This is a genomic window from Herbidospora sp. RD11066 (assembly GCF_054661255.1).
Map to the genome: position 1 here is coordinate 954,004 of NZ_BAAGDO010000003.1, position 26,008 is coordinate 980,011.

22 protein-coding genes and 1 pseudogene are annotated in these 26,008 nt (G+C 70.6%); 10 read left to right on the forward strand and 13 right to left on the reverse strand.

The features are described from left to right. The first annotated feature begins 53 nt into the window (after positions 1–53). Positions 54–578 carry a helix-turn-helix domain-containing protein gene (locus ACYQ78_RS16100; RefSeq protein ID WP_459801622.1) on the forward strand — a complete coding sequence of 175 codons (525 nt, stop codon included), beginning with the start codon at positions 54–56 and terminating at the stop codon, positions 576–578. On the opposite strand, the gene ACYQ78_RS16105 is transcribed toward ACYQ78_RS16100, so the two are convergent. Next, complete coding sequence (locus ACYQ78_RS16105; protein WP_459801623.1) at positions 579–1,442, reverse strand: NmrA family NAD(P)-binding protein; 864 nt, start codon at positions 1,440–1,442, stop codon at positions 579–581. Between the two features lie 103 nt (positions 1,443–1,545). Between ACYQ78_RS16105 and ACYQ78_RS16110 the strand changes: the two genes are divergently transcribed. The 3 genes from ACYQ78_RS16110 to ACYQ78_RS16120 all read left to right on the forward strand — a co-directional run bounded on the left by ACYQ78_RS16110 (position 1,546) and on the right by ACYQ78_RS16120 (position 4,151). After that, the gene (locus ACYQ78_RS16110; RefSeq protein ID WP_459801624.1) at positions 1,546–3,231 is read left to right on the forward strand and encodes an acyl-CoA dehydrogenase family protein; all 1,686 of its coding nucleotides are present in this window, start codon (positions 1,546–1,548) and stop codon (positions 3,229–3,231) included. Further along, on the forward strand, positions 3,228–3,851 hold the full coding sequence (locus ACYQ78_RS16115) for a 2'-5' RNA ligase family protein (RefSeq protein ID WP_459801625.1): 624 nt from the start codon (positions 3,228–3,230) through the stop codon (positions 3,849–3,851). The genes ACYQ78_RS16110 and ACYQ78_RS16115 overlap by 4 nt, the downstream gene beginning before the upstream one ends. A 66-nt stretch (positions 3,852–3,917) precedes the next feature. After that, positions 3,918–4,151: a DUF3040 domain-containing protein gene (locus ACYQ78_RS16120; RefSeq protein ID WP_459801626.1), complete on the forward strand. Its 234-nt coding sequence runs from the start codon at positions 3,918–3,920 to the stop codon at positions 4,149–4,151. Here ACYQ78_RS16120 and ACYQ78_RS16125 read toward each other — a convergent pair. From ACYQ78_RS16125 to ACYQ78_RS16160, 8 genes are read right to left on the reverse strand one after another with little or no spacing between them, the layout of a single operon-like run. Next, on the reverse strand, positions 4,148–4,834 hold the full coding sequence (locus ACYQ78_RS16125; protein WP_459801627.1) for a siderophore-interacting protein: 687 nt from the start codon (positions 4,832–4,834) through the stop codon (positions 4,148–4,150). The two genes, ACYQ78_RS16120 and ACYQ78_RS16125, sit on opposite strands and share 4 nt — an antisense overlap. 5 nt (positions 4,835–4,839) lie before the next feature. After that, positions 4,840–5,898, reverse strand: a complete 1,059-nt coding sequence (locus ACYQ78_RS16130; RefSeq protein ID WP_459801628.1) for a VWA domain-containing protein — start codon at positions 5,896–5,898, stop codon at positions 4,840–4,842. Then, positions 5,898–6,860 carry a VWA domain-containing protein gene (locus tag ACYQ78_RS16135; RefSeq protein WP_459801629.1) on the reverse strand — a complete coding sequence of 321 codons (963 nt, stop codon included), beginning with the start codon at positions 6,858–6,860 and terminating at the stop codon, positions 5,898–5,900. The genes ACYQ78_RS16130 and ACYQ78_RS16135 overlap by 1 nt, the downstream gene beginning before the upstream one ends. After that, a complete protein-coding gene (locus ACYQ78_RS16140; protein ID WP_459801630.1) occupies positions 6,857–7,717 on the reverse strand; it encodes a DUF58 domain-containing protein in 861 nt (286 codons plus the stop codon). The genes ACYQ78_RS16135 and ACYQ78_RS16140 overlap by 4 nt, the downstream gene beginning before the upstream one ends. Positions 7,718–7,720: 3 nt before the next feature. Continuing rightward, on the reverse strand, positions 7,721–8,713 hold the full coding sequence (locus tag ACYQ78_RS16145) for an AAA family ATPase (RefSeq protein ID WP_459801631.1): 993 nt from the start codon (positions 8,711–8,713) through the stop codon (positions 7,721–7,723). 12 nt (positions 8,714–8,725) lie between these two features. Next, complete coding sequence (locus ACYQ78_RS16150) at positions 8,726–9,484, reverse strand: S1C family serine protease (RefSeq protein ID WP_459801632.1); 759 nt, start codon at positions 9,482–9,484, stop codon at positions 8,726–8,728. Between the two features lie 35 nt (positions 9,485–9,519). After that, positions 9,520–9,846, reverse strand: a complete 327-nt coding sequence (locus ACYQ78_RS16155) for a winged helix-turn-helix domain-containing protein (protein WP_459801633.1) — start codon at positions 9,844–9,846, stop codon at positions 9,520–9,522. Further along, positions 9,843–10,256: a hypothetical protein gene (locus tag ACYQ78_RS16160; protein ID WP_459801634.1), complete on the reverse strand. Its 414-nt coding sequence runs from the start codon at positions 10,254–10,256 to the stop codon at positions 9,843–9,845. Before ACYQ78_RS16160 ends, ACYQ78_RS16155 begins: the two co-directional genes overlap by 4 nt. Positions 10,257–10,309: 53 nt before the next feature. Between ACYQ78_RS16160 and ACYQ78_RS16165 the strand changes: the two genes are divergently transcribed. Genes ACYQ78_RS16165 through ACYQ78_RS16175 form a run of 3 tightly spaced genes read left to right on the forward strand, consistent with a single transcriptional unit; the run spans position 10,310 to position 11,958 of the window. Further along, the gene (locus tag ACYQ78_RS16165) at positions 10,310–10,753 is read left to right on the forward strand and encodes a helix-turn-helix transcriptional regulator (RefSeq protein WP_459801635.1); all 444 of its coding nucleotides are present in this window, start codon (positions 10,310–10,312) and stop codon (positions 10,751–10,753) included. A 9-nt stretch (positions 10,754–10,762) separates the two neighbouring features. Next, positions 10,763–11,200 (forward strand): VOC family protein, encoded by a 438-nt coding sequence (locus ACYQ78_RS16170; RefSeq protein WP_459801636.1) that lies wholly within the window; start codon positions 10,763–10,765, stop codon positions 11,198–11,200. Between the two features lie 47 nt (positions 11,201–11,247). Further along, positions 11,248–11,958, forward strand: coding sequence for an HNH endonuclease family protein (locus ACYQ78_RS16175; RefSeq protein WP_459801637.1), 711 nt, complete (start codon positions 11,248–11,250; stop codon positions 11,956–11,958). Between the two features lie 263 nt (positions 11,959–12,221). Here ACYQ78_RS16175 and ACYQ78_RS16180 read toward each other — a convergent pair. The 3 genes and pseudogenes from ACYQ78_RS16180 to ACYQ78_RS16190 form a co-directional block, all read right to left on the reverse strand. Next, positions 12,222–12,788: pseudogene (locus ACYQ78_RS16180) on the reverse strand (M48 family metalloprotease); the annotation flags it as partial. Next, complete coding sequence (locus tag ACYQ78_RS16185) at positions 12,785–13,138, reverse strand: BlaI/MecI/CopY family transcriptional regulator (protein ID WP_459801638.1); 354 nt, start codon at positions 13,136–13,138, stop codon at positions 12,785–12,787. The pseudogene ACYQ78_RS16180 and the gene ACYQ78_RS16185, both read right to left, overlap by 4 nt. A 10-nt stretch (positions 13,139–13,148) precedes the next feature. Beyond that, positions 13,149–13,736: a dihydrofolate reductase family protein gene (locus ACYQ78_RS16190; protein ID WP_459801639.1), complete on the reverse strand. Its 588-nt coding sequence runs from the start codon at positions 13,734–13,736 to the stop codon at positions 13,149–13,151. Positions 13,737–13,865: 129 nt separating this feature from the next. Between ACYQ78_RS16190 and asnB the strand changes: the two genes are divergently transcribed. Further along, on the forward strand, positions 13,866–15,710 hold the full coding sequence (gene asnB / locus ACYQ78_RS16195) for an asparagine synthase (glutamine-hydrolyzing) (protein ID WP_459801640.1): 1,845 nt from the start codon (positions 13,866–13,868) through the stop codon (positions 15,708–15,710). Here asnB and ACYQ78_RS16200 read toward each other — a convergent pair. Beyond that, entirely contained in the window at positions 15,694–16,137 is a 444-nt protein-coding gene (locus ACYQ78_RS16200; RefSeq protein WP_459801641.1) for a hypothetical protein, read from the reverse strand. The two genes, asnB and ACYQ78_RS16200, sit on opposite strands and share 17 nt — an antisense overlap. 230 nt (positions 16,138–16,367) lie before the next feature. On the opposite strand from ACYQ78_RS16200, the gene ACYQ78_RS16205 reads away from it, so the two are divergent. After that, a complete protein-coding gene (locus tag ACYQ78_RS16205) occupies positions 16,368–17,225 on the forward strand; it encodes a COG1361 family protein (protein WP_459801642.1) in 858 nt (285 codons plus the stop codon). Further along, on the forward strand, positions 17,218–25,992 hold the full coding sequence (locus ACYQ78_RS16210; protein ID WP_459801643.1) for a DUF7927 domain-containing protein: 8,775 nt from the start codon (positions 17,218–17,220) through the stop codon (positions 25,990–25,992). The genes ACYQ78_RS16205 and ACYQ78_RS16210 overlap by 8 nt, the downstream gene beginning before the upstream one ends. Positions 25,993–26,008 lie beyond the last annotated feature (16 nt).

Genomic DNA, 26,008 nt, shown 5'->3' on the forward strand with positions numbered 1-26,008 from the left:
TTGGTGACGTTCTCAATATTGAGAACATTATCGTATGTGAGAGAATCACGTCCATGGCAACCGCAGACCTTCTCCTGCACCCCGTCCGGATGCGCATCCTGCAAGCCCTGTTCGACGGCGACCCCCTGACCACCAACCAGCTCCGTGACCGCCTGCCCGACGTCGCGCCCGCGACGATGTACCGGCACATCGGCGTGCTGGCCGACGCCGGGGTGCTGGAGGTGGCGGGCGAGACGCGGGTGCGCGGCATCGTGGTGCGCAGTTACCGGGTCCGCTCGGAGAAGGCGACGGTCGACCCGGCCGCGCGCGCGACCATGACGCCCGAGGAGCACCGGCGGGCGTTCACCACGTTCGTGGTGTCGTTGCTGAGCGATTTCGAGCGCTACCTCAACACGGGCGACGTCGATCCGGCCGCCGACGGCGTGGTCTACCGCCAGGCGATCGTCCATCTGACCGACGAGGAGTTCGCGGCGATGGTCGGGGAGATCGAGAGCGCGGTCGTCGGCCGGACCGGGAAGGGCGAGGGCGACGGTCGCACGCGTCGCATCGTGAGCCTCGTGGTCGTTCCGGACAAATGATCAGGCCGGGAACAGGTTCCTGTTCGCCGTGACGTACTGCTCGACGGTCTGCGGCGGCTTTCCGGTGATCCGCTCGATGGTGTCGTCGGTTCCGGCGAACACGCCGTCGCGGTAGTCGATCGCCACCGCGCTGAGATGCTGGATCAGGTGTTCCGACCGGCCCTGCTCCCGCAGGATCTCGGCGTAGTCGTCGATGCTGATCGGCTCGTAGCGGACCGGGACGCCGAGGACCTTCGCCATCGCGTCGGCGATCTCGTAGTGGTTCATCTCGACCGGGCCGTGGAGCGGGTAGGTGTGGCCGATGTGGTCGTCGGGGTCGGCCAGGATGGCGGCGATCACGCGGGCCTGGTCGGTGGCGGCGATCGGGGCGTGCCGGCCCTCGCCGAAGGGAAGCCGCAGCACGCCGGGCCTCCAGTTGGTCGGCAGCCATTCGGCGAAGAACGTGGGCCGCAGGTGCACGGCGCCCACCGGCGACCAGTCGAGCACCCGCTCCGACAGCCAGTGCTGGCGGGCGGCGTCGCTGTGGGAGGTCCGGCGGGCGGAGATCTGCGACATGTTGACCACCACGCCGAGCCCGGTCTCCGCACCGGCCTGGGCGAACGTCGTCGTCGCTTCGAGAAGGCCCGGCCTGATCGGATAGACGAAGTAGGCGCGGTCGACGCCGTCGAGGGCGCGGGCCACGGCCTCGATGTCGAGCAGGTCGCCGGTGACGATCTCCGCGCCCAGCGTGGCCAGCCGGGTCGACCGGTCGTCTTCGTTGTGGACGAGGGCGCGGACCGGCAGCCCCAGCTCCAGCAGGTCGCGGACCACTTCTCCGCCGGTCTTCCCGGTCGCGCCGGTCACCAGGATCGGATGCACACTCATCCTCCCACTCTAGGAAGGCCGCTGACCTGCCCATTCATGGGGGGCGTGATGGGACGTCCTTGATCATCAGGCGTGTTTACTGTCCGCGGAGGTGGTCATGGTGATGGCTGCGACGTTGTCAGAGGCACTGTCCGAGGCGTTGTTCGGGTTCCGTTACGCGGATGAGCACGCCCCCTGGCGAGAGCTGTTCGCCCGTTTCGACCCGGCCGAGTTCGCCGGTCTCGGCTATGAAGACCGGATCGCGGCCACTTATGACCGGCTGAGGGTGGTCGACCGGCACGTACAGGACGTGGAAAAGCTCGTCTGTGACCCGGCGGCGCTGGCCGCGCTGCACGAATGGGCCGCCCCCATCGACGGCGGCCTGGCCACGGTCGCGGGCATCCACTACAACCTGTTCCTGGGCAGCCTCCTCGACCACGATCGGGAGGTCGGGCATCTGGGCCGCGTCGGGACCTTCCTGTGCACGGAGATCGGCCACGGCAACAACGCCGCCCGCATGGGCACCACGGCGACCCGCGACGGCGCCGGTTTCACGCTGCACACCCCCGACGTCGCGGCGGCCAAGTACATGCCGAACACCAGCGCCATCGGCGGGCAGAAGACGGCGGTGGTGGCGGCCCGGCTGATCGACGGCGCGACCGACCAGGGGGTGTTCCTGTTCGTCGTCCCCCTCGACGCCCCCGGCGTGCGGACCGAACTGCTCCAGCCCAAACTGGGCCCGGCGGTCGACCACTGTCTCACCACGTTCGACCAGGTCAAGCTGGGAATGGACGCCCTCCTCCAAGGCCCGCACGGTGAGATCGGCGCCGACGGCGTGTTCACCAGCCCGATGGGCAACCGGCGGCGGCGCATGCTGCACTCCATCGGACGGGTCACCATCGGGAAGCTGTGCATGAGCGCCTGCGCGGTCGGCGCGCTCCGCCACGTCCTCGCGCTGGCGGTGCGGTACGCCCACGTCAGGCAGGTCGCGGCGCTGACCGGCGGTGCGAGCGTGCCGGTCTGGGCCTACCGCAGCCACCACGCACCACTGCTCGACGGCCTGGCCACCGCCTACGCCGCCACCCTGCTGCACCGCGCGACCGTCGCCGCCCCCGCCGACGAGACGCGGGTCGCCCTCACCAAGGCCTGGGTGACCTGGCAGGGCCGCCAGGCCGTCATCGAGGCGCGGGAACGCTGCGGGGCGCACGGCCTGTTCGACGCCAACGGCATCGCTCCCATCCAGACCGCCTTCGAGGGGCTCATCACCGCCGAGGGTGACAACCTCGCCATCATGGTGAAGGCGGCGGGCGCACTCCTGCTGAACGGCGAGGACCCCGGGCCCGACGCCGACCCGCTGCAGAACCTGCTCGTCCGGGCCGAGGGGATCTGGCGCGACCGCGCGCGGGCGGCGCTGCGGGCCAAGGGGCGGCGCGGCCCGCTCGACCGCTGGAACCACACGTCGACGGCGGCCCTCCGCTACGCCGACGCCATGGCCGGCCGGACCGCCGCCGGAGAACTGCTGGCCGCCGCCAGGACGACCGGCTCGGACCTGCTGTACGCCCTCCACCGGCTGCTCGCGCTGCGCCTGCTCGCCCCGGTCACGGGTGACCTGCTGGCCGCCGGGCACCTCACGGCGGCCCGGGTCGAGGCGCTGCCGACCCTGAGGGACGACACCTACGAGGAGCTCGCCCCGCACGCGCTCACCCTGGTCGACGCGTTCATGATCCACGAGGACGTCCTGGCCAGGTACCCCATCGCGGCCCCCGACGCCGCGGCCCACGCCCGCCGCACGCGGGCGGAGACGACGTGACCGAGGACAAGCAGATGGCCGACCACTGGTGGTGGCGGCCCGGCTGGCGGGTCGGGCGCCGGGGCTACGCCTGGCACCTGACCTTCCGGGACGCGCCCGACGTCCACCGCATCGCCGAGGTCTACCGGCAGGGGCTCGCCCAGATCGAGGCGCTCGTGCCGGTGCCGGACCTGTCGCTCCACCTGACCATGCAGCACATCGGCTTCACCGACGAGGTCACCGAGGACGACGCGCGGGCCATCGTTAGCGCCGCCACCCGGCAGCTGGCGCTGCTGCCCCCGTTCGAGCTCACCCTCGACAAGCCGGTGATCACCCGGGAGGCCGTGCGGTGGGACGTCGTCCCGCCGGAACCCGTGGTGGAGGTGCGGCTGGCCATCCGGAAGGCGATCGCCGAGGTGTGGCCGCAGGTGCCGGGGCGCGACGAGGGGTTCGTGCCGCACATCTCGATCGCCTACAGCGCCGCGGCCATTCCGTACCCGACGGTGGCGGCCGTCCTGGAGACGATCGTCGCGGCACCGGCCACCGTGCGGGTCGAGAACGCCGACCTGATCGAGCAGCACCGCGACCGCCGGATGTACGAATGGGAGAAGTCCACCCCCGTCTGGCTCTCCACCGGCTGACACGTTCCCGATCGCTCTCACGGGGTAGCGGCCCTACCGGTTGCCCCCACGAGAAGGATCACGCCCATGGGAATGTCGGCCGCCGAACAGCGCATCCTGACCGAGATCGAGCAGACGCTCCGCACGCACGACCATCGCTTCGCCCGACGGATCGACCAGATGAACGCCGCCCACACGCGGGCGGCGACCGGCCGTGCGGGGCGGCCGGGCCGGGCGAGGAAGGCCGGCTTACTGGTGGTGGCCGCCGTCGTCACGGGACTGATGGTGGCCATCGTGGTGCTGGCCGCGATGAGTGCCTAGTCGAGGCCGGTGCGGCCCTCGGCCCAGTAGGCCTTGCCGAGGATCTTCGCCGGGCGGGGTGTCCAGTCACGGGCGGCTCGGCGGATCGGGCCGACGGTCGCGGCGTCGCCGGTGACGACCAGGTCGTAGGTGCCCGATCGGGTGACGTTCAGCAGGTCGTGGCGCTTCTTCGCGACGACCGTCGCAGTGACGCCGAGACCGGCCAGGACCTCGGTGTATTCGGCCGGGTCTTCGGCCTCCAGGACGTAGGTGACCCCTTCGGCCCTGGTCTCCCGGAGCACGGCGGCCAGGCCGACGCTCGACTCGTCGCCCACGAAGACCACCTCGGGTGCCGCACCGTTCAGGTCGAGGGAGCGGCGGGGGCCCATCAGCTCGCAGGTGTCACCGGGCTTGACCTGGTCGAACCAGCGCCCGGCCGGGCCGGTGCCGTGGAGGTAGGCGACGAGGGAGACGGTGCCCTCGCCGGTGTTCCAGGCGAACGGCGTGTAGGTGCGCAGGCCGAGTGTGGTGCGTTCGGGGCGCATCTGGACCTTGCAGCCGGGCGCCCACGACGCCGTGCGGAAGGCGTCCGCCTGGAGGTCGATGCGGACGAAGTGGGGCGACAGGGCCGTCTTCGCGGTGACCGTCGACTGCGTGAGGAAGGCGGTCGTGAGGTCGGCCAGCCGTTCGGTGATCCATGCCATGGGCGTCAGCGTATCCGGGCCCGATTCCACCACAAGGACAGGCCGACTCCGCCGAACGTCAGCAACGTGCCGAACAGGACGAACCAGACGGTCGTCTCGCGCTGGGCCTCGTGCAGGCCGATCTGGCTGGGCAGGTCGGTGAGCACGTCGGTGAGCTGGCCGGCGTCCTCGGCGCGGAAGTACTTGCCGCCGGTGGCGTCGGCCACCTGGGTCAGCGCCTCCTCGTCGATCTGCATGACCCGGCGGCGCATGTTGCCGTCGCCGAATCCGCCGAAACCGCCACCGCCGCCGCGCCAGCTGTCACCGCTGACCTGGTCGGGGCTGCACACCATCGAGGCGGGCTCGGTCGTGCCGAAACCGATCGTGAAGATCCGCAGGCGGCGGGCGGCGGCCTGCTCGGCGGCGGTCACCGGGTCGACGCCGTCGGTGTTGGAGCCGTCGGTCAGCACCACGATCGTGTCGGGCTCGAAGTCGCCCAAAGCGGCCGGCGCGCTGAGGTCGACGCCGCTCTCGGTGACGTTGGGGTTGTACTCGGCGATGGTGTCGATCGAGGTCAGGATCGCCTGGCCGATCGCGGTGCCGCGCGAGGTCCGCAGCGTGGTGATGGCCTCGATGAGCTGGTCTTTGTCGGTGGTCGGCGGGACCAGCAGCCCGGCGATCCCGGCGAAGGCGACCAGGCCGATCCTGGTGCCCTCGTCGCTCTCCTCGATGAACTCGCGGGCCGCCTCGATCGCCGCCGTCAGGCGGTTGGGGTCGACGTCGGTCGCGCACATCGAGCCCGAGGCGTCCATGGCGAGGATGATCGAGGTGTCGTCGCTCGGCACCGAGACCGTGGCCTCGGGGCGGGCGACGCTGAAGGCGATCAGCAGCAGGCCCACCAGGAACAGGGCGATCGGGACCCGCCGCCGCCACGCGGTGCGGCCCGGCAGCGCGGCCCGGATCAGGCCGATGCTGGAGACGGTGATCGCGGTGCGTTTGCGGCGGCGGTTGAACCACCATCGGGCCAGCAGGAGTAAGGGCACCACCAGCAGCGCGAGCAGGGCCAGGGGCCAGCTGAGCGACATCAGACGATCCTTCCGTGCCAGCGGGTGCCGAGCAGGCCGCCGAGGGTGAGCAGCAGCAGCGCGGCCCCGGCGAACGGAGCGGTCAGTTCCAGGGGCTCTTTCTTCACGGTGAGGCGCAGGTCGATGGCGTCGGCGGCGGAGGCCAGCGCCGCCGCGTCGGTCGCCTCCAGGTACTTCCCGCCGGTCATCTGCGCGACCGCGGTGAGCAGGTCGGCGTCGAGCGCGGTGGCCAGCCGGAAGCCCTCGACCTCGACGGTCGATCCCCGCGCGGTGCCGACCCCGACGGTCTGCACCCGCACGCCCGCGGCCGCCGCGAGCCCGGCCGCCGCCGCGACGTCGGGGCCGCCGGTCTCCTGCCCGTCGGAGAACACGACGATCGTCGCCGACGGGAAGTAGCCGAGGCTCGGCGGCGTCTGTCCCTCTTCGGGCAGGCTGACCTGCTTGCCGGTGATCGTGCCCAGGCCGACGAGGATCGCCCGGCCGAGCGAGGTGCCGCCGCTCGCCGACGCCCGGCCGATGGCGGCCAGCGTCGCGCCCCGGTCGTCGGTCGGCGGCTGGGTGAGCAGGGCCTGGTCACCGAAGATGATCACGCCGATGTCGACCGTGCCCGGCTGCTTGTCGACGAACTCCTTCGCGGCGGCCTGTGCGGCGGCCAGCCGGGTCGGCCGCACGTCGTCGGCCTTCATGCTGTTGGAGATGTCGAAGGCCAGCAGGACCGTCCCGGCCACGCGCGGCACGCTGACCTCGGCCTGCGGCCGGGCCAGCCCGGTCAGCAGGATCGGCATCGCGGCGAGCAGGAGGGCGTAGGGCAGATGGCGGCGGATGCCGCCCCCGGCCAGGCCGCCGAACCCCGCCGCCGCGAGCGCGGCGCTGCGCCGTTTCTGCAGGATCGTGTACGCCGCCACCGCGCCACCCGTGAGCAACACCGCCAAGACCAGCACGAACGGTTGGTCGAAGGTCACTTGGCCCTCCGTCCGCGGACCAGCCCGAGCAGTGTCGCCACCAGATCGTGGTCGGTGGTGATGTGGTGGGCGTCGACGCCCGCGCGGCGCATGCTCGCGGCCAGTTCGTCCTCGCGGGCGGAGACCTGGGCGGCCAGGCGGCTGCGGAGCAGCGGGTCGCTGGAGTCGACGAGCAGCTGCTCGCCGGTCTCGGCGTCCTCGACCACGATGAGGCCGAGGTCGGGCAGGTCGAGCTCGGCCGGGTCGGCGACGCGGACCACCACGACCTCGTGGCGGTGGGTGAGCATGCCGAGCGGCTTCTCCCAGCCCGGCTCGCCGATGAAGTCGGACATGACGACGATCAGGCTGCGCTGCCGGGCGCTGGAGGCGACCAGCCGCAGCATCGCGGCCAGGTCGGTGGTGGTCTTCGAACGGGTGGGCTCGCGCATCAGGTCTTTGGCGATGCGCAGCACCTGGTCTCTCCCGCTGCGGGGCGGGATGAGGCGGTGGTCGGTGGTGTCGTACAGGATGGCACCGATCTTGTTGCCGCCACGGGAGACGATCCGGGCGATGCTGACCGCCAGTTCGGTGGCGGCCCGCGTCTTCCCGGCTCGCATCGAGGCCGACCGGTCGACCACGAGCCAGGCGGTCATCTCGCGGTCTTCGGTGTAGAGCCGCACGAACGGCTCGTCGAGCCGCGCGGTGACGTTCCAGTCGATGTGGCGCACGTCGTCTTCGGGCAGGTAGCCGCGCAGGTCGGTGAAGTCGAGGCCGGCGCCCCGCCACACCGTGCGGTAGGCGCCCTGCAACCGGCCGTCGAGCCGTTTGCCGAGCCGCCACTCCAGGCGGCGCAGCAGCCGGTCGGGCGGGGTGACCATCGGTCAGCGCCCCCGCCCCGCGGGCCTCGGCACCGGCAGGTTCGCCAGGATCTTCGCCAGGATCAGGTCGGCCGTCACGTCGTCGGACAGCGCCTCGTAGGAGAGGACCAGCCGGTGGCGCATCACGTCGAGGGCCAGGTCGATGAGGTCCTCGGGGACGACGTACTCCCGGCCCCGGATGTAGGCCAGCGCCCGACCGGCCAGCACCAGGCTGATCGACGAGCGGGGGCTCGCGCCGTAGGTGACGTATCTGGCCAGGTCGCTCTGGCCGACGCGGGCGGGGTCGCGGCTGGCGTGGGCGAGCTGGACGGCGTATTCGATCAGCGACGGGTCGACGTAGACCTGGTCGGCCTCCTGCTGGAGGGCCGCCAGGGCCGCCGGTTCGAGGATCTTCTGGATGACCGCCGTCGGGGTGAGGGCGCGTTCGACGACGACGAACTCCTCGGTCACGCTCGGGTAGCCGACCAGGACCTTCATCATGAACCGGTCGACCTGCGCCTCCGGCAGCGGATAGACGCCCTCGTTCTCGATCGGGTTCTGGGTGGCCATGACCAGGAACGGGTTGGGCACCTTGTGGGTCTCGCGGCCGATGGTGACCTGGCGTTCCTGCATCACCTCCAGCAGCGCGCTCTGCACCTTCGCGGGGGCGCGGTTGATCTCGTCCGCCAAGAGCAGGTTGGTGAAGACCGGCCCGAGCTGGACCTGGAACTCGCCGGTCGGCTGGTGGTAGACGCGGGTGCCGACGATGTCGGCGGGCACCAGGTCGGGGGTGAACTGCACCCGCCGGAAGTCCCCGCCCATCGCCTCGGCCAGCGACTTCACCGCCAGCGTCTTGGCCAGGCCCGGCACGCCCTCGACGAGGATGTGCCCCCGCGCCAGCAGCGCCACCAGCATCCGCTCCAGGAGGGCGTCCTGGCCGACGATGGTCTTCTTGACCTCGTACAGCAGCTTCTCGACGGGACCCGAAGGGGCGTTCTCGGGGTCGTTCCAGCTCACGGGGGATCCTTCCTAGAGCGGCAGCGTTTCGTCACCTTCACCGTCGCCGCCGAGCGCGGCGCCGATGGGCATGGCGAAACCGATGCCGATGAACGTGCCGGCGTCGGTGGGGTTGGCGAGGGACACGACGATGCCGATGACCTGGCCCCGGTCGTTGATGAGCGGCCCGCCGGAACTGCCCGGGTTGACCGTGGCGTCGAACTGGATGTGCCCCTCGGTACCCGCGACCTCGCGGTTCAGTCCCGAGACGACCCCGCTGCTGGTGCTCAGGGTCAGCCCGAGCGGGTTGCCGATCGCGACGATGTCGTCGCCGACCTGCGCGCCGCCGCCGAGCGTGGCCGGGACGACGGTCTCGGGCAGTTTCGCCGGTACGAGCGTGGCGATGTCCTTCTTGGCGTCACTGCTGGCGACCCTGGCGGTCGTCGTGCTGCCGTCGGTGTAGGCGACCTCGATGGTCGCGGCCTTCGCGACGACGTGGGCGGCGGTCAGGATGGTGCCGTCGGCGTTGGCGATGACCCCGGTGCCGATGGCCGAGGTGGTCATGCTCTCCTGGCTGGAGGAGTCGCGCTTGGTCTCGATGCGCACCACCGACGGCAGGAGCGTCTGGTAGACCTCGGCGGTGGTCAGCGGGGTGTCCGACGGCGATGGGGATGGACTCGGAGCGGCCGCTTCCGGTAAGTCGCCGCCGCGGAACAGCACCACGCCGGTGATCACCACGGCCCAGACCACGGCCGCCCCGACGAGCAACCATGCCTTCGGCCCTTTGGTCATAGATTTGACGGTACGTGGAGGTCCTGAAAATTGCCTTAAAGGTTGCTCTGATCCTTTTGGGCCGTTCCCGGACCCTCGGCGATGGCCCGGAGAGCGGCCAGGTGACGGGTGAACGCCTCGCGCCCCTCGGCGGTGATCTTGAGCCAGGTGCGCGGCCGCTTGCCGGCGTAGCCCTTGATGACCTCGACGTATCCGGCCTTCTCCAGCGTGGTGACCTGCTTCGACAGGGTGGGGTCGGTGATCTCGACGGCGTCGCGGACGAACGCGAACTCGACCTGCTCGGCCGCCGCCAGCACGGCGACGATGGACATCCGCACCGGAGAGTGGATGACCTCGTCGAGATCGTGACGCGGATGGTTCACTCGGCCCGGCTCTCCACATAGGCCCCGACGAACAGGGGTGCCGCCACGATCGCCGGCCCGATGAGCGCGGTGAGCGGGTCGCCGTGCAGGTCGGCCCAGAGGATGACGAACATGTAGGCGACATGCAACACCATCGAGCCTCCCAGTGAGAACAGGTAGCGCTTGATGTAGCCGCGTGGCCTGACCCGCTGCCGGTGGGCGTACCACCCGGCCCACAGCCCGCAGACGGCGGTCCAGGCGGCCGGGACGAACGTCCACGGGCCCTTGATGAAGGTGACCGCGATCTCGGTGGCGAAGATCGCGCCACCCAGCGCGACCAGGATGAGCACGGGCCACCTGCTCGCCGCCCGCACCGCCTCTTTGTGCGTCTGCGCCGCTCTTAAGGCCGCGGCGGCCTCTTCTCTATCCATGGTTCGATGATGGCAATTACTTTCCATGTTGGCAAGTAATTGCCGCGAGTGAAATGTGGCAGGATCGAGGGGTGCTGGTCTCGCAGTTGCGGCAGGTCCGCCTGGCCAAAGACGCCATCGATCGCGAGTGGGCCACTCCGATCGACCTCGACGCCATCGCCGCCCACGCCGGCTATTCGCGCTACCACTTCGTGCGCCTCTTCAGGGCCGTGTACGGCATCACCCCCGGCCAGTACCTCAGCCACCGCCGCATCGAGCGGGCCGAGAACCTGCTGAAGACGGCCGACCTCTCGGTGACCGAGATCTGCACCCTGGTCGGATTCACCAGCCTCGGCTCCTTCTCCTCGACCTTCAAGAAGCAGACCGGCCTGACCCCGAGCGACTACCGCGCCCGCCACGCGGGGGCGGCGATGGTGCCCGGGTGTTACGCGCTGCTGTGGCAGGGCGCCTTCAAGACCGCAATCCAGGAGAAGCCCGGCCCGCAGGCCGCTGACTAGCCTGAAGACATGATCAGAGGACTTTCCATCGCCAACGTCTGGGTGCTCGACCACGAGCGGGCGAAGGCGTTCTACACCGAGAAACTGGGCCTCGAGGTCCGATCGGACGTCGTCATGGGCGAGGGCGGCATGCGCTGGCTCACCGTCGGCGCCAAGAACCAGCCGGACGTCGAGATCACGCTCACGGTCCCCGGCCCGCCCGCCCTCGACCCCGAATCGGCCGAGGCGCTGAAGAAGCTGATCGCCAAGGGCGTGCTGGGCGCCGGGGTGTTCACCACCGACGACATCCGGGGCGACTACGAGACCCTGAAGGCGCGCGGCGTGGAGTTCCTCCAGGAACCGGTCGACCGCCCCTACGGGATCGAGGCCATCTTCCGCGACGACTCGGGGACGTGGTTCTCCTTCACCCAGCGCAAGATCAACGAGTCGGCGGAGTGGCCGCGCTGACGAACGGCCACGACTACTCTATGTAGTCATTGGGTATCGCCCCGGTCATGACCGCCCTCTGGCCGCGTGCGGCTCTCGTGAGCGTGTTCCTCGTCCTCCTCCCGGCGCCCGCCGAAGCCTCCTCCTTCTCGGCGCTGGCGCAGCTCCAGGTCAGACCCGCCAGTGCGCGCATCCTCGCCCGCTACGACCGGGCGAAGTTCATGACCACCTGGCGGCGGCCGGGCACCGGGGGCTGCGACACCCGTCAGGTCGTGCTGATGCGCGACGACCGCTCGCCCATCGAAGGCCCCTGTGGCACCTCGAAGGGGCGTTGGTTCAGCTCCTACGACGGGCGCACTCTCACCGACACCGGGCAGATCGACGTCGACCACGTCGTGCCGCTGGCCAACGCGTGGATCTCGGGGGCGTGGCGGTGGAGCCCGGCGCGGCGCCACGCCTTCGCGCACGACGTGACCCGGCCCGAGCTGATCGCGGTGAGCGAGCAGGTCAACCTCGCCAAGGGCGGTCAGAGCCCGGCCAACTGGCGGCCACCCGTGCGGGCCTACTGGTGTGAGTACGCCCGCGACTGGATCACCGTCAAACGCCACTATCGGCTGTCGGTGACCGTCAGGGAGAAGGCGGCCCTCGCGAACATGCTCGCCACCTGCTCGTCGGGTACGCAGCTCAGCAGGTCGGCCGACGGGTGGCAGTCCCACCACAGCCACGGCGCGACCAGGACGACCACCGGGCCGCTCAGCACCGCCAGCGCCGACGAGTAGACCAGCACCGACACCCACCACACCGCCCGGCGGCCACGGGCGAGCAGGCGGCGCACCCGCTCGACCACCCCGGCGTCGGCCGCGCCCAGCCCTCCGGCCGGGGCCGGGGAGGCCATCGTGACCAGGGCGTGGGCCAGCGGGATCGGGTCGCGGGCGTGGTCGTCGGCGATCATTTCGAGCAGCACGGCCACGGCCTGGCGGGCGGTGCGGGCGAACGGCACCCAGCCGAACGCCCCGCTCAGCGCCACGAACGGGAGCAGCACCAGGTCGTGGCGGCCGCGCGCGTGGGCGCGTTCGTGTCTCAGGACGGCCTGAAGCTCGGCGGGGGACAGCGAGTCGATGGCCCCCTGGCTGAGCACCACCCTGCCGCCCGCGCCGGGGACGCAGTAGGCGAGGCGGCGGGCGCTCGGGAGGACGTACACGTCGACGTCGGGGAGGTGTTCGGCGGCCACGTCGATGAGCAGGCGCTGCCGGCGCCGCTCGGCCAGTGCGGTGTAGGCCGCCTTCAGCGTGTGGGCGACCAGCCAGACCAGCACCCCGGCCGACCAGGTCAGCGCGGCGAACTCGGCCGGGCCCAGGCCGTGGAGACCGTGGCCGGAGGCCAGGCCGCGTACGAAGGTGTGCATGCCGTGGGGGAAGACGGCGTCGAGCGGGGCGACCGCGGCGACCAGCCCGGCGGTGATCGCGCCCAGCCCGGCCGACAGGGCGATGGCCTGCCACAACGCCAGCGCGGCGCGGGGGTGGCGCCAGGTCCATTCGGCCTTGGCCAGGTGGGCGGACAGGCTCATCGGCAGCAGGGCGACCAGGGCCGACAGTAACCAGGGGGTCATCGGGAGTCCCTCGCGTCGAGCGCTTCCCGCAGGGCGGCGGCGACCTCGGGGGAGACCGTGCCGACGAATCGCTGCACGGCCCCCTCGATGTCACCGGCCTGGTCGAGCGCGGCCCGCATGGCCTCGGCGGCGACGGCGTCCTTGTCGACGGCGGCCCGGTAGAGGTGGGCCCTGCCCACCCGCTCGCGGGAGACCAGGCCCTTGTGGGTCAGCCGGACCAGCACCGTCAGGACCGTGGTGATCGCCGGTTGGGACGGCAGCATCGCCGCCAGATCATGGGCGAAGATCCCGTCGGGATGCCGCCACAGGGCATCCATGATCGACCGCTCGAGCGTGCCCATCCGCGCCATGCCCCTCAGGTTAACGCCGCACGCGGTAGCGCAGGTGGGTCACGCCGGTGCCCTCGACCATCCTGACCGGTCCGTCGAACTGGACCGGCGCGATTCCCAGGTCCGCGAACAGCGGGGTGCCGCTCCCGAGCAGCACCGGGACGAGCTCCACGCCGACCTCGTCGATCAGCCCGGCCTCGAGGGCCTGCCGGGCCATCTGGCCGCCGTTGACCACGACGTCCTTCTCTCCCGCGATCTCGCGGGCCCTGGCCACGGCCGCCTCGATGCCCTCGTCGACGAAGACGAAGTTGGGCCGCTCCTCCGGGAGCCGGTGGGTCAGCACGACCACCGGGACGCCCATCGGGTGCATGCCGCCCCACGCGTTGGTCAGGTCGTAGAGGTGGCGGCCGACGACCAGGGCGCCGACGTCGCCCCACTCCTCCTGGAGCAGGTCGGCGCTGGCCTTCGACAGGCGCAGCGGCGGGACGTTGGGGCTGGCGCCGGGGACCTCGACGTCGCCGTTGCCGTACCACTGGAACAGCAGGTCGAAGCCGCTGTCGCCGGGGCCGGCGATGAAGCCGTCGAGGGACATCGTGCCGCCGGTCAGAACCTTGCCCATTGTGCTGTCTCCTTCGGTTTCTCTGGTCTTTGTCTACGCGTCGTCCGGGCGGGCGCGGTTTCGACATCGGGGTTCTAAAGATTTTTTTATCCGGGCATATCGAGCCCTCAATGGGAGGTTTGGGCAGATATGTGTGGAATTACCGGGTGGGTGGATTACGAACGAGACCTGACAGGGGCCAGGCCCGCGGAGATCGCACGGGCCATGACCGAGACGATGAGCTGCCGGGGGCCCGACGACGAGGGGCTCTGGCTCTCGCCGCACGCCGCGATCGGGCATCGCCGCCTCGCCATCATCGACCTCGAAGGCGGCCGTCAGCCGATGCTCGCCGAGGACGACGGGCGCGAGATCGCGGTGCTCACCTACAGCGGTGAGGTCTACAACTTCCAGGAACTCCGCGCCGAGCTGGAGGCCAAGGGGCACGCGTTCCGGACGTACAGCGACACCGAGGTGCTGCTCCACGCCTACCTGGAGTGGGGCGAGGACCTCGCCGGGCACCTGAACGGGATGTTCGCGTTCGCCGTCTGGGACACCCGGGAGGAGAAGCTGATCCTGGTCCGCGACCGGATGGGGATCAAGCCGCTCTACTACTACCCGACGCCGGGCGGGGTGCTGTTCGGTTCGGAGCCGAAGGCGATCCTGGCCAACCCCATGGCCGAGCGGGTGGTCGACGCCGACGGGCTGCGCGAGATGCTCGCGTTCGTCAAGACGCCGGAGAACGCGATCTTCAAGGGCATGTACGAGGTCCGCCCCGGCCAGATCGTCAGGGTGACCCGGCAAGGGCTCTCGAAGAGGCGCTACTGGGAACTCACCGCCTACGAGCACACCGACGACGTGCCGACCACGGTGCTGAACGTGCGCTCGCTGCTGGACGACATCATCGCCCGCCAGCTCATCAGCGACGTGCCCCTGTGCACACTGCTGTCGGGCGGCCTCGACTCCAGCGCCGTCACCGCGCTCGCCGCCATGGACCTCCAGGAACAGGGGCTCGGCACGGTCAGGTCGTTCTCCGTCGACTTCGCCGGATACACCAAGAACTTCAAGCCGGACGCCGCCCGCTCGACCCCCGACGGCCCCTACGCCCACGACCTGGTCAGGCACGTCGGCTCCGACCACACCGACATCGTGCTCGACTCGGCCGACCTGATCGACCCCGCGGTGCGCGCGGCGGTGCTGCGCGCCCGCGACCTGCCGGTCGGCATGGGCGACATGGACACCTCGCTCTACCTGCTGTTCCGGGCGATCAGGGAGCACTCGACGGTGGCGCTGTCGGGTGAGTCGGCCGACGAGGTGTTCGGCGGCTACCAGTGGTTCCACGACCCGGTCGCCGTCAACGCCGACACCTTCCCGTGGCTGGCCGTCGGCGACATCGTCGGCCACGTGAACCTCGACCTGCTCGACCGGGACCTGCTGCGGCTGCTCGACATCCCGGCCTACCAGCACGACAGCTATCACGACTCGATGGCCGAGGTGCCCCGGCTCCCCGGCGAGACCGGGCTCCAGGCGCGGATGCGGGAGATCAGCTACTTCAACCTGACCCGGTTCGTGCAGATGCTGCTCGACCGCAAGGACCGGATGAGCATGGCCGTCGGGCTGGAGGTCCGGGTGCCCTTCTGCGACCACCGGCTCGTCAACTACGTGTTCAACGCGCCGTGGGCGATGAAGACCTTCGACGGCCGGGAGAAGAGCCTGCTGCGCGCGGCCTGCGCGGACGTCCTGCCCGACTCGATCCTGCGCCGGGTCAAGTCGCCCTACCCGTCGACCCAGGACCCGTCGTACGGAGTGGCGCTCCGCGACGCCGTCCGTGACCTGCTGCGCGGCGACTACCTGCCGAGTCAGGAGGTCATGGACCTGGTCGACGCCCGGAAGATGGTGGACAGGACCGACGGCGTACCCCTGCCGAGGGCGCCGCTGGAGCGGCTGCTCCAGCTCGACGCCTGGCTGAAGGACTACGACGTCAAGGTGCACGTCTGAATCGGCGGCGGGTGAGCACGATCAGCGCGACGCCCTCGATCGAGGCGACCGCGCCCGCCAGGGCGAGGACCGTGAGGGCCTCGCCGTCGATCCCGGTGAAGGGCAGCTCCCCGGTGATCTTCTCGGCGGCGGGTGCGGGAGCGGTGACGTCGATCTCCTTCCGGATGCCGTCGATCCCACCGCTGTCGCGAGGGACGTCGGCGCCGCTTTCGACGTGATACCCGGCGGGCTCCCGCCGATCGGGCGGCGACACGTCCCGGTCTTCCGGCGGTGTCCCGGCCGGATCTTCCGGCGGTGTCCCGGCCGGATCTTCTGGTGGCAGCACGCGGATCGATACGCCCGTGCCCGGATCGTCGGCCGCCAGCGCCGCCGCCGGTGCGCAGACCGCGAGCAAGAGTCCCGCCAGCGCGGGAACACTTTTTCTCATTTCTCCCCCGTATATCCCAGCCCTCCCGCCCATATACCCAATTGACGGAAGTAGGGCGCATCTGGGGAAGCTTTACGGAATATGACCCTCCCGAAAACACTGGGAAACCACGGGTGATCTTTAGCAGCCCTCTTGGCGATCGGGTGACTACTTTCTCGAATTGATCGCTATGGGGGGCATTACGGATGGTCAATTCGGTTCGGGGTTTCCTCGTCGTGTTGTGTCTCTTCTTGACCCAGAGCCCGCCCGTCCGGGCGGCCGAACCGGAACCGGCGTTCTCCATGCAGGTCACCCCGACCAGGCTGGTCGTCCCGCCGGGGACCTCCGAGCACCGGTTCGACGTGACCAACAAGGGGAGTGAGCCCTTCCAGGTCACCCTGGAGAAATCCGACTTCGTCACCGTCGAGTCGGGGGCGATGCGTTTCCAGCCGGGCGCGCCCTACGCCGCGGCGGCCTGGGCGGAGGTGACGCCCGCGCGACTGACCGTCCCGCCGGGTGAGACCCGGCCGGTGACGCTGAAAGTGGTCGTGCCGGAGAATCCGGAACCCGGTGACCATCAGTTCGCCGTCATTTTCAAAGTCCCGGCGGAGAAGAGTTCCGCAAATATCCGTATTAATCGGGGCATTGCGGCGCCGGTGTTCGTCACCGTGCCGGGGGCGATCGACAATTCGGCCGAGATCGCCGATCTCCGGGCACCGGGGTTCGTGATGAGCGGGCCGGTGCCGATCACCACGCGGGTGCGCAGCACCGGGACCGTGCACCGGGACTTCCGGGGGCTGACCCGGCTCAAGGTGGCGGCCGGTGGGTCGGAGCTGATGTTCCCCGACTTCACGGTGGTGAGAGGGGCGGCCAGGGAGGTGACGGTCACCTGGGAGCCGCCGTTCGTCTGCTACTGCGACGTGACCGTGGCGCTGCCGGGCGGGAACGCGCGGACCGTCCAGGTGGTGGTCTTCCCGCTGCACCTGTTCGTCGTGCTGGTGGCGCTGGTCATGGGCGGGTTCCTGGTCGGGATCGTCGTGCGGCACCGGTATCGGCGCCGGGTCGAGTCGGCCGCGCGGGAGCTGGCGGGGAGCGGCGTCCATGCTTAAGCGGGTTCTCGCCGTCGCGCTGGTCGCGACGGCCGTGCACGTGCCCTCGTCGGTGTCGCACGCCGCCGGGTCGACCCTGTTCGTGCAGTCGTTCAAGAACAACACGATCGATCCCGCCTACCCCGTCGCGATCCCGGCGCTGCCCTCGGGGGCGAGCGGGACCAACGTCGTGTGCCTGTCGGCCGCCGGGAACACCACCGGGACCGGGCTCAAGAGCTGCACCACCTCGACCGACGCCAACGGCTCGGGCGTGCTGCGGCTGACCAGCGCGGCCACCACGCTGGAGGGTGGCCTGTTCGGCGCCACGTCGGTGCCGACCTCGCAGGGCCTCGACGTCACATTCAACATGTACCAGTACGGCGGCAACGGGGCCGACGGCATCGCGTTCGTCGCCGCCGCGGTCGACCCGGCCAGCCCGCTCTCCCCGGCCAACATCGGGCGGCCGGGCGGTTCGCTGGGCTACTCGCCGTTCTCGTCGGGGGCCGGGCTGGCCAACGCCTACCTGGGGTTCGGGTTCGATGCGTACGGCAACTTCAGCAACAGCTCCTACCAGGGCAGCGGGTGTACGAATCCGCCGTACATCAACACCTCCGGCGGCACCGTGCCCGGACAGGTCGTGGTGCGCGGACCGGGGGCGGGCACGGTCGGCTACTGCGCGCTCAACAGCACCGCCACCTCGACGACCTCGACGGCGCTGAAGCTGCGCGGCACCACGCGGGCGGCCTCGGTGGTGCCGGTCGCGATCGCGATCAACCCGACGTCGAGCACGCTGACCACCGCCGCCGGGCTGACCGTCGCGGCGGGCACCTACCTGGTCCAGTTCACGCCGGTCGGCGGCACCGCCCGCACCCTGACGGGCAATCTGCCCACGGTCTCCTCGGCCCTCTATCCGTCGACGACCTGGACGACCTCGGCGGGCATCCCGAGGCAGCTCGCGTTCGGCTGGGTCGCCTCGACCGGCGGCTCGACCGACTTCCACGAGATCGACGGCGTCGTGGTCAACAGCCTCAACCCGGTGCCCGACCTCGACGTCACCCAGACGAGCTACAACGGCGCGGCGCCGAAGCCCGGCGATCCGGTGACGTACACGGTGACGCCGTCGGTGTCGTCGGCGGGCGCGAACGAGCCGGGCGCGATCTCGGTGACCGAGACGGTGCCGGCCGGGGTGGTGCCCGTCGGGGCGTTCGGCAACGGCTGGGTGTGCGCGGCGCCTTCGGGACAGAAGATCACCTGCACCAACTCCAGCAGCCCCTTCCCCAGCGGGACGACCCTGCCACCCGTGACCGTCGTCGGCATCGTCACCGGGAGCGCGGTGACCCCTACGACGGTCCAGAACGGGTCGACGGTGACGGCGTCGTCCAATGACGGCAACCCCGGCATCGCGACGACCACCACGGCGGGCACGATCCCGGCGGCGCCGTCGAGCCTGGCGGCGTCGTCGAGCAGCGGGACCATCGCGGGCGGCGGCAGCGTCACGATCACCGGGTCGAACCTGGCCAACGCGAGCGCCATCGAGATCGGCACCACGGCCGAGCAGCAGGCGGGCACGCCCGTCGTCCTGCTGCCGTGCTCCAGCGTGATCACCACGAACTGCTTCACCGTCAACGCCAACGGGTCGCTGACCATCGCGTCGATGCCCACGCGCGCTTCGGCCGCCTCGGTGAACATCACCGTGGTCACGCAGGGCGTGGCCGGGGTGGTGCCCTACACGTACACCTCGGCGCCCGCCACACCCACCGCGCCGGCCGCGACCGCCGGGGTGACCAGCGCGACCGTGACGTGGACGGCGCCCGCCGCCAACGGCAGCCCGATCACCGGGTATATCGTCACGCCCTACCTGAACGGGGTGGCGCAGGCACCGGTCACCTACATGTCCACCGCCACGACCCAGACGCTCACCGGGCTCACGGCCGGGGGGTCGTACACGTTCACGGTCGCGGCGGTGAACGCCGTCGGGACCGGGTCGGCGAGCCCGTCGTCGAACGCCGTCGTGCCCTACACAGTGCCGGGTGCGCCCGCCATCACGGCGGCGACCGCCGGAGACCAGGCGGCCACGCTGACCTGGACGGCGCCGTCGTCGACCGGCTTCAGCCCGATCACCGGCTATGTCGTCACGCCCTATCTGAACGGGGTGGCGCAGACGCCGGTCACCTACACGTCCACCGCCACGACCCAGACGCTCACCGGCCTCCAGTCCGGGGCCTCCTACACGTTCACCGTGGCGGCCACCAACGCGGCGGGCACCGGGCCGCCCTCGGCGACCTCGGCCACCGTCACCCCCAACGCCAACCCCCAGCTCACCTTCGGTCCGCCACCGGCCGGTGAGGTGAACGTCGCCTACAGCGACCCCCTCACGATGACGGGCGGAACCGCGCCGATCACCTGGTCGATCAGCGCCGGTGCGCTGCCGCCGGGGGTGACGCTCAACGCCTCGACGGGGCTGCTGTCGGGGACGCCGACCACGGCGGGCACCTACTCGTTCACCGTCAAGATCACCGACGCCACCGGGCAGACCGACACCCGCGCGGCGACGCTGACGATCGTCCCGCCGCCGGTGCTGACCATCCCGGCGCCACCGGCGGCGCAGGTCGCGGTGGCCTACACCCTCGCGACCTCGGTGAACGGCGGAACCGGGCCCTACACCTACGCGCTCGCGGCGGGGTCGCTCCCGCCGGGGCTGACGCTGAACACCTCGACCGGCGCCATCTCGGGCACGCCGACCACGCAGGGCACCTACGGTTTCTCGATCAAGGTGACCGACGCGAAGGGCCAGAGCGACACCGAGGCGTCGACCATCACGGTCGGCGTGGGGCCGCTGGTCATCACCAAGACCGCCAACACGTCGGCGGCGGCGCCGGGGTCGGCCGTCTCGTACACGATCACCGTGGCGAACACCGGCCCGGCCGCCTTCACCGGAGTCACCCTGAGCGATCCGCTGGCCGACGTGCTCGACGACGCCACCTACAACGGCGACGCCGCCGCGACGACCGGCGCCGCCTCCTTCGCCGGGCAGACCGTGGGCTGGACCGGCAACCTGGCCGCCGGGGCGACCGCGACGATCACCTACTCGGTCACCGTGAAGACCGGCGGCAACGGCGTGCTGACCGACCAGGTGAGCTCACCGACCTCGGGCACCAACTGCGCCGCGTCCAGCACCGACACCCGATGCCGGTCGACGGTCACGCTGCAACTGCTGACCATCTCGAAGACCTCCGACGCGGCGAGCACCACGCCGGGCGCGACCGTGAACTACACGATCACGGTGACCAACTCGGGCAAGACGGCCTACAGCCCGGCGGTGTTCGCCGACTCGCTCGCGGGGGTGCTCGACGACGCCACCTACAACGGCGACGCCTCGGCCACCTCGGGCTCGGTGACCTACAACGCCCCGACCCTGTCGTGGTCGGGGGCGCTCTCACCTGGGGCTTCGGCCACGATCACCTACTCGGTGAAGGTGAACTCGCCCGACACCGGCGACCGGGCGCTGACCAACACGGTCACCTCGGCGAGCCCCGGCAACACCTGCCCGTGCACGGCCTCCGTCACGACCCTGGTGCCGCAGCTCACCGTGACCACCGCCACCGACGTGTCGAGCGTGACGCCGACCGGGGTCGTCCACTACACGGTGACGGCCACCAACACCGGGCAGACGTCCTACCCGGCGGCCAACTTCACGCTGGCCCTGGCCGGGAACGCCGTCTACGACAACGACGCGTCCGCCACCTCGGGCGGCCTGACCCTGAACCCCAACGGCACGATCACCTGGACCGGCCCGCTGGCCCCCGGCCAGTCGGTCACCGCCACCGCCTCGGTCACCGTGAACAACCCCGCCTCGGGCACGCTGACCAGCACGGTCACCTCGACGTCGGCCGGCCTCAACTGCGTGTCGTGTACGACCTCGACACCCATCGTCCAGCCCCAGCTCACCCTCACGAAGACGGCGAGCTCGCCGACCACCACACCCGGCGGCACGGTCACCTACACGATCACCGCCGCCAACACCGGCCAGGCCCCCTACCGGGGCGCGACGTTCGCCGACTCGCTGACCGGTGTGCTCACCGACGCCGTCTACAACGCCGACGCCGTCGCCACCTCGGGAACGGTCACGTACACCGCGCCCACGCTGTCGTGGACGGGCGACCTCGCGGTGGGGGCGTCGGCGACGATCACGTACACGGTGACCGTGAAGAACCCCGACCCCGGCGGCCGCCGGATGACCAACACGCTCACCTCCTCGACCCTGGGCAGCACCTGCCCGCAGGGGTGCACCGCCGTGGTGAACGTGCTGCTCCCCGGCCTGACCATCACCCGGCAGGCCGACAAGAGCAGCGCCGCGCAGGGCGAGGTCGTCCACTACACGATCACCGCCAGGAACACCGGACAGACGCCCTACACGGGCGCCACCCTGACCGACCAGCTCGCCCAGATCCTCGACGACGCCGTCTACAACGGCGACGCCGCCGCCTCGACGGGCTCGGTCACCTACACCGCGCCCAACCTGGCCTGGACCGGCGACCTCGCCGTCGGCGCGACGACGACGATCACCTATTCGGTGACGGTACGCACCCCCGACCCCGGCGACGGCCTGCTGACCGGCACGGTCGTCTCCACGGTGGCCGGTTCGACCTGCCCGACCGGCTGCTCGTCGACGGTGCGGCTGAACCGCCTGGCCCTCAGCCAGAACTACGCCGAGACGACCACGACACCCGGCTCGGTCGTCCACCTGAGCGCGACGTTCGCCAACACCGGCCAGACGCCCTACACGGGCATCACCGTGACGGCCCCGACCGCCGACGTCTTCGACGACGCCACCCCGAACGGCGACCAGACCGCCGGTTCCGGCACCCTCTCGCTGGGCGCCACCACGATCACCTGGACGGGCGACATCCCCGTCGGCGGCACGGTCACCGTCACCGGCACGCTCACCGTGCAGAACCCCGACACCGGCAACAAGGTCATCACCGGCACCCTGGCGTCGGCCGCGCCCGGCGCGACCTGCGTGGCGTGCACGGCGACGGTGAACGTGCTGATCCCGGCCCTGACCATCACCACCACGCCCGACACGACCACGCAGGTCCCCGGAGGCGTGGTCCACTACACGACGACGATCACCAACAGCGGCCAGACGCCCTACACCGGGATCACCGTCCGCGACGACCTCACGGGCGTGATCGACAACGCTGCTTATAACAACGACGCGGCGGCGACCACGGGCTCGGTGACCTACTCCACGCCGAACGTGACCTGGACCGGAAACCTGGCCGTCGGTGCCAGCGCGACCGTCACCTACAGCGTCACCGTGAACGATCCCGACACGGGCGACAAGCAGCTCATCAACGCGGTCACCTCGGCCGCGCCCGGGAGCACCTGCGTCTCGGCCTGCTCGTCGCGGGTCGTCGTGCTCACCCCGGCGCTCACGATCGTGACCTCGGCGAACAAGCCGACCGCCGTCGCCGGCGACACCGTCACGTTCACCACGACGATCACCAACAGCGGCCAGACGCCCTACACGGGCACGACGGTCACCACCGACCTGACGGCCCTGCTCGACGACGCGACCTACAACAACGACGCGACCGCCACCGGTGGAACCCTCTCGGGCCTGCTGACCTGGACGGGGAACCTCGCCGTCGGCGCCTCGGCGACCGTCACCTTCACGGCGACCGTCGACAACCCCGACCTGGGCGACAAGCGGATGACCGTGACGAACGCGTCGGCCGCGAAGGGCGCCAACTGCCCGGCCGGCGCGACCGACCCGCGCTGCTCGGTCACCGTGACGGTCCACGACGTCACCGACCTGATGTTCACCAAGACGGCCACGCCGTCGTCGCAGGTGCGGGGCGGGGTCGTGCACTACACGATCACCGTCGAGAACACGGCGGCGACGCCCTACCTGGGGGCGACCTTCACCGACGCGATGGCGGGGGTGCTCGACGACGCGACGTACAACGACGACGCCACCGCCACCGGCGGGACCCTCTCGGGCACGCTGACCTGGACGGGAGACGTGCCCGCCGGAGGCACCGTGACGATCACCTACTCGGTCACGGTGAACCCCGCCAAGGGCTCCGGCGACGACCTGCTCGGCAACGTCATCACCTCGACGTCCCCGGACAGCAACTGTCCGGCCGGGAGCACCGACCCGCGCTGCTCGGCCACGGTCACCGTGTCGGAACTGCACCTCGCCCTGTCGTCCAGCGCCGCCACGGTCAAGCCGGGGCAGACGTTCCAGCTCACGGCCGTGTTCACCAACATCGGGCAGACGCCGTATCACGGGATCAGTGTGTCGGTCCCGGGCGCCGATCTGGTCGACGACGTCACGCCGAGCGGTGACCAGTCGGCCACCTCGGGCACCCTGTCGATCAGCGGCAACGATCTCATCTGGACGGGTGACATCCCCGTCGGCGGCAGCGTCACGGTGTCGGGGTCGTTCACGGTGAACGCGCCACCGACCGGGAACCGGCGGATCGTGACCCAGCTGGTCACGGCCGCGCCCGGCTCGAACTGCCCGTCGGCGGCGTGCTCGATCGACGTGCCCGTGCTGGTGCCGCAGCTGACCGTCACCAAGACGGCGGACAGGACGTCGGCCGCGCCGGGTGACGTGGTGGCGTACACGATCACCATCGCCAACACCGGCCAGACGCCCTATACCGGGATCACCGTCACCGACGCGCTGACCGGCGCGCTCGACGACGCGACGTACAACAACGATGCGATCGCCACCAGTGGGACCGTCTCCGGGACGCTGACCTGGACCGGGAACCTGGCCGTCGGCGCCTCGGCGACGGTGACCTACTCGATGACCGTGCGGTCACCCGACCCGGGCGACAAGGTGATGGCCAACACGGTGACCTCGACCGCCGAGGGCCTATCGTGCGGCGCGTGCTCGGTCATGGTGCGGGTGCTCACCCCGGCGCTGACGATCGTGAAGACGGCGAGCCCGACGACGACGGTGCCGGGCGGGATCGTGCACTACACGGTCACCGTGACCAACTCGGGGCAGACGGACTACCCGGCGGCCACGTTCACCGACGCGATGGCGGGGGTGCTCGACGACGCGACGTACAACGACGACGCGAGCGCCACCAGCGGGACCGTCTCGGGCACGCTGACCTGGACCGGCGCGCTGGCCGTCGGCGCCTCGGCGACCGTCACCTACTCGGTCACCGTGCGGAACCCCGACCCCGGCGACAAGGTTCTCAGCAGCCGGATCACCTCGACGTCGATGGGGAGCAACTGCGGCACCGACCCGCGCTGCGAGACCGACGTGCCGGTGGCGGTGTTCACCGTCGCCTCGGCCGCCGACCGGACGGTCGCGATGCCGGGAGACGTCGTCCACTACACGGTGACCGCGACCAACGACGGCCAGACCGTCTTCAGCCCGGCGAACTTCACGTTCTCGCTGGCGGGAGCGCTGGAGGACGCCGAATACAACAACGACGCCATGGTGAGCTCAGGCGGCCTGGCCACCAATCCCGACGGCTCGATCACCTGGACCGGCACCCTGGCCCCCGGCCAGTCGGTCACCGCGACCGCCTCGATCACCGTCGTCGACCCCACCCGGGACGGCGGCACGCTGACCAGCCAGGTCACCTCGACGACACCCGGCCTCACCTGCGTGTCGTGTACGACCACCGTCACCGTCCTCATCCCGGAACTCGACCTGTCGATCGCCGCCGACCGCACCACCGCCACACCCGGCGACGTCGTCCACTACACCGTCACCGCCCGCAACTCCGGCGAGGCCGCCTACCAGGCCGCGACCTGGACGACCTCGCTCACCGGCCTGCTCGACGACGCCGTGTACAACAACGACGCCACCGCCACCAGCGGGACCGTCTCCGGGTTGCTGACCTGGACGGGCGACCTGGCCATCGGCGCCACCGCCACGGTCACCTTCTCGGCCACGGTCAAGGACGTCGCCCCCGGCGACAACCACCTGGTGGCCCAGGTCGCCTCGACGACCAGGGGCGCGACCTGCTCTGGCGGAGCGTGCACGTCGACCGTGCAGGTGCTCACGCCCCAGCTCACCATCACCAAACAGGCCGACGTGGCGAGCATCGTGGCCGGTGGCACCGTCCACTACACCGTGACGGTGGCCAACACGGGGCAGACGCCGTACACGGGGGCGACCTTCACCGACCCGGTCAGCGGCTACGACGGTGACGCCTCGGCAACCTCGGGTTCCGTGGTGTTCGCCGCCGGTCAGATCGTCTGGACCAGTGACCTGCCGGTGGGTGCGAGTGCGACGATCACCTACTCGGCCACGGTCCCGCCGGACGCCGGTGACGGCACGATCGCGGCCACGGTCGTCTCGCCCACCCGGGCGAACAACTGCCCGGCGGGCTCCACCGACCAGCGCTGTTCGACGAGTATCACCGTGATCGCGCAGAGCATCGAGATCGCCGATCTGACCAGGAGCTTCACCCTGACCGGGCCGCCGGACACCACGCGGCAGGGCGACGGCGTCGTGACCATGAACGTGATCACCAACAGCCCGACCGGCTACACGGTGACCGTCAGGGCGGCGGCGCCCGCGCTGACCTCGCCGGTGACCGGCGCCTCGATTCCGATCTCCGCGCTGAAGGTGCGGTCGACGGGGGCCTTCACGCCGTTGTCGGCGACGACTCCGGTCGTCGTGCACCAGCAATCGGGGCCTTCGGCGCAAATCGGAGATTCGTTCTCCAATGATTATGCGGTGGATATTCCCTTTGTCCCGACCGGCAGTTATTCGGTGAGCCTCGACTACATCGCCAGCACGTCGTGAGTTAATCGGGAAATGC

Bases quoted from the DNA above. Each gene is read 5' to 3' on its own strand.
- ACYQ78_RS16210 (WP_459801643.1), top strand. From the start codon at position 17,218: ATGCTTAAGCGGGTTCTCGCCGTCGCGCTGGTCGCGACGGCCGTGCAC.
- ACYQ78_RS16140 (WP_459801630.1), bottom strand. From the start codon at position 7,717: ATGGTCACCCCGCCCGACCGGCTGCTGCGCCGCCTGGAGTGGCGGCTC.
- ACYQ78_RS16120 (WP_459801626.1), top strand. From the start codon at position 3,918: ATGGGAATGTCGGCCGCCGAACAGCGCATCCTGACCGAGATCGAGCAG.
- ACYQ78_RS16105 (WP_459801623.1), bottom strand. From the start codon at position 1,442: ATGAGTGTGCATCCGATCCTGGTGACCGGCGCGACCGGGAAGACCGGC.
- ACYQ78_RS16125 (WP_459801627.1), bottom strand. From the start codon at position 4,834: ATGGCATGGATCACCGAACGGCTGGCCGACCTCACGACCGCCTTCCTC.
- ACYQ78_RS16160 (WP_459801634.1), bottom strand. From the start codon at position 10,256: ATGGATAGAGAAGAGGCCGCCGCGGCCTTAAGAGCGGCGCAGACGCAC.
- asnB (WP_459801640.1), top strand. From the start codon at position 13,866: ATGTGTGGAATTACCGGGTGGGTGGATTACGAACGAGACCTGACAGGG.
- ACYQ78_RS16170 (WP_459801636.1), top strand. From the start codon at position 10,763: ATGATCAGAGGACTTTCCATCGCCAACGTCTGGGTGCTCGACCACGAG.
- ACYQ78_RS16185 (WP_459801638.1), bottom strand. From the start codon at position 13,138: ATGGCGCGGATGGGCACGCTCGAGCGGTCGATCATGGATGCCCTGTGG.
- ACYQ78_RS16130 (WP_459801628.1), bottom strand. From the start codon at position 5,898: ATGTCGCTCAGCTGGCCCCTGGCCCTGCTCGCGCTGCTGGTGGTGCCC.
- ACYQ78_RS16150 (WP_459801632.1), bottom strand. From the start codon at position 9,484: ATGACCAAAGGGCCGAAGGCATGGTTGCTCGTCGGGGCGGCCGTGGTC.
- ACYQ78_RS16100 (WP_459801622.1), top strand. From the start codon at position 54: ATGGCAACCGCAGACCTTCTCCTGCACCCCGTCCGGATGCGCATCCTG.
- ACYQ78_RS16175 (WP_459801637.1), top strand. From the start codon at position 11,248: ATGACCGCCCTCTGGCCGCGTGCGGCTCTCGTGAGCGTGTTCCTCGTC.
- ACYQ78_RS16110 (WP_459801624.1), top strand. From the start codon at position 1,546: ATGGCTGCGACGTTGTCAGAGGCACTGTCCGAGGCGTTGTTCGGGTTC.
- ACYQ78_RS16200 (WP_459801641.1), bottom strand. From the start codon at position 16,137: ATGAGAAAAAGTGTTCCCGCGCTGGCGGGACTCTTGCTCGCGGTCTGC.
- ACYQ78_RS16165 (WP_459801635.1), top strand. From the start codon at position 10,310: ATGTGGCAGGATCGAGGGGTGCTGGTCTCGCAGTTGCGGCAGGTCCGC.
- ACYQ78_RS16190 (WP_459801639.1), bottom strand. From the start codon at position 13,736: ATGGGCAAGGTTCTGACCGGCGGCACGATGTCCCTCGACGGCTTCATC.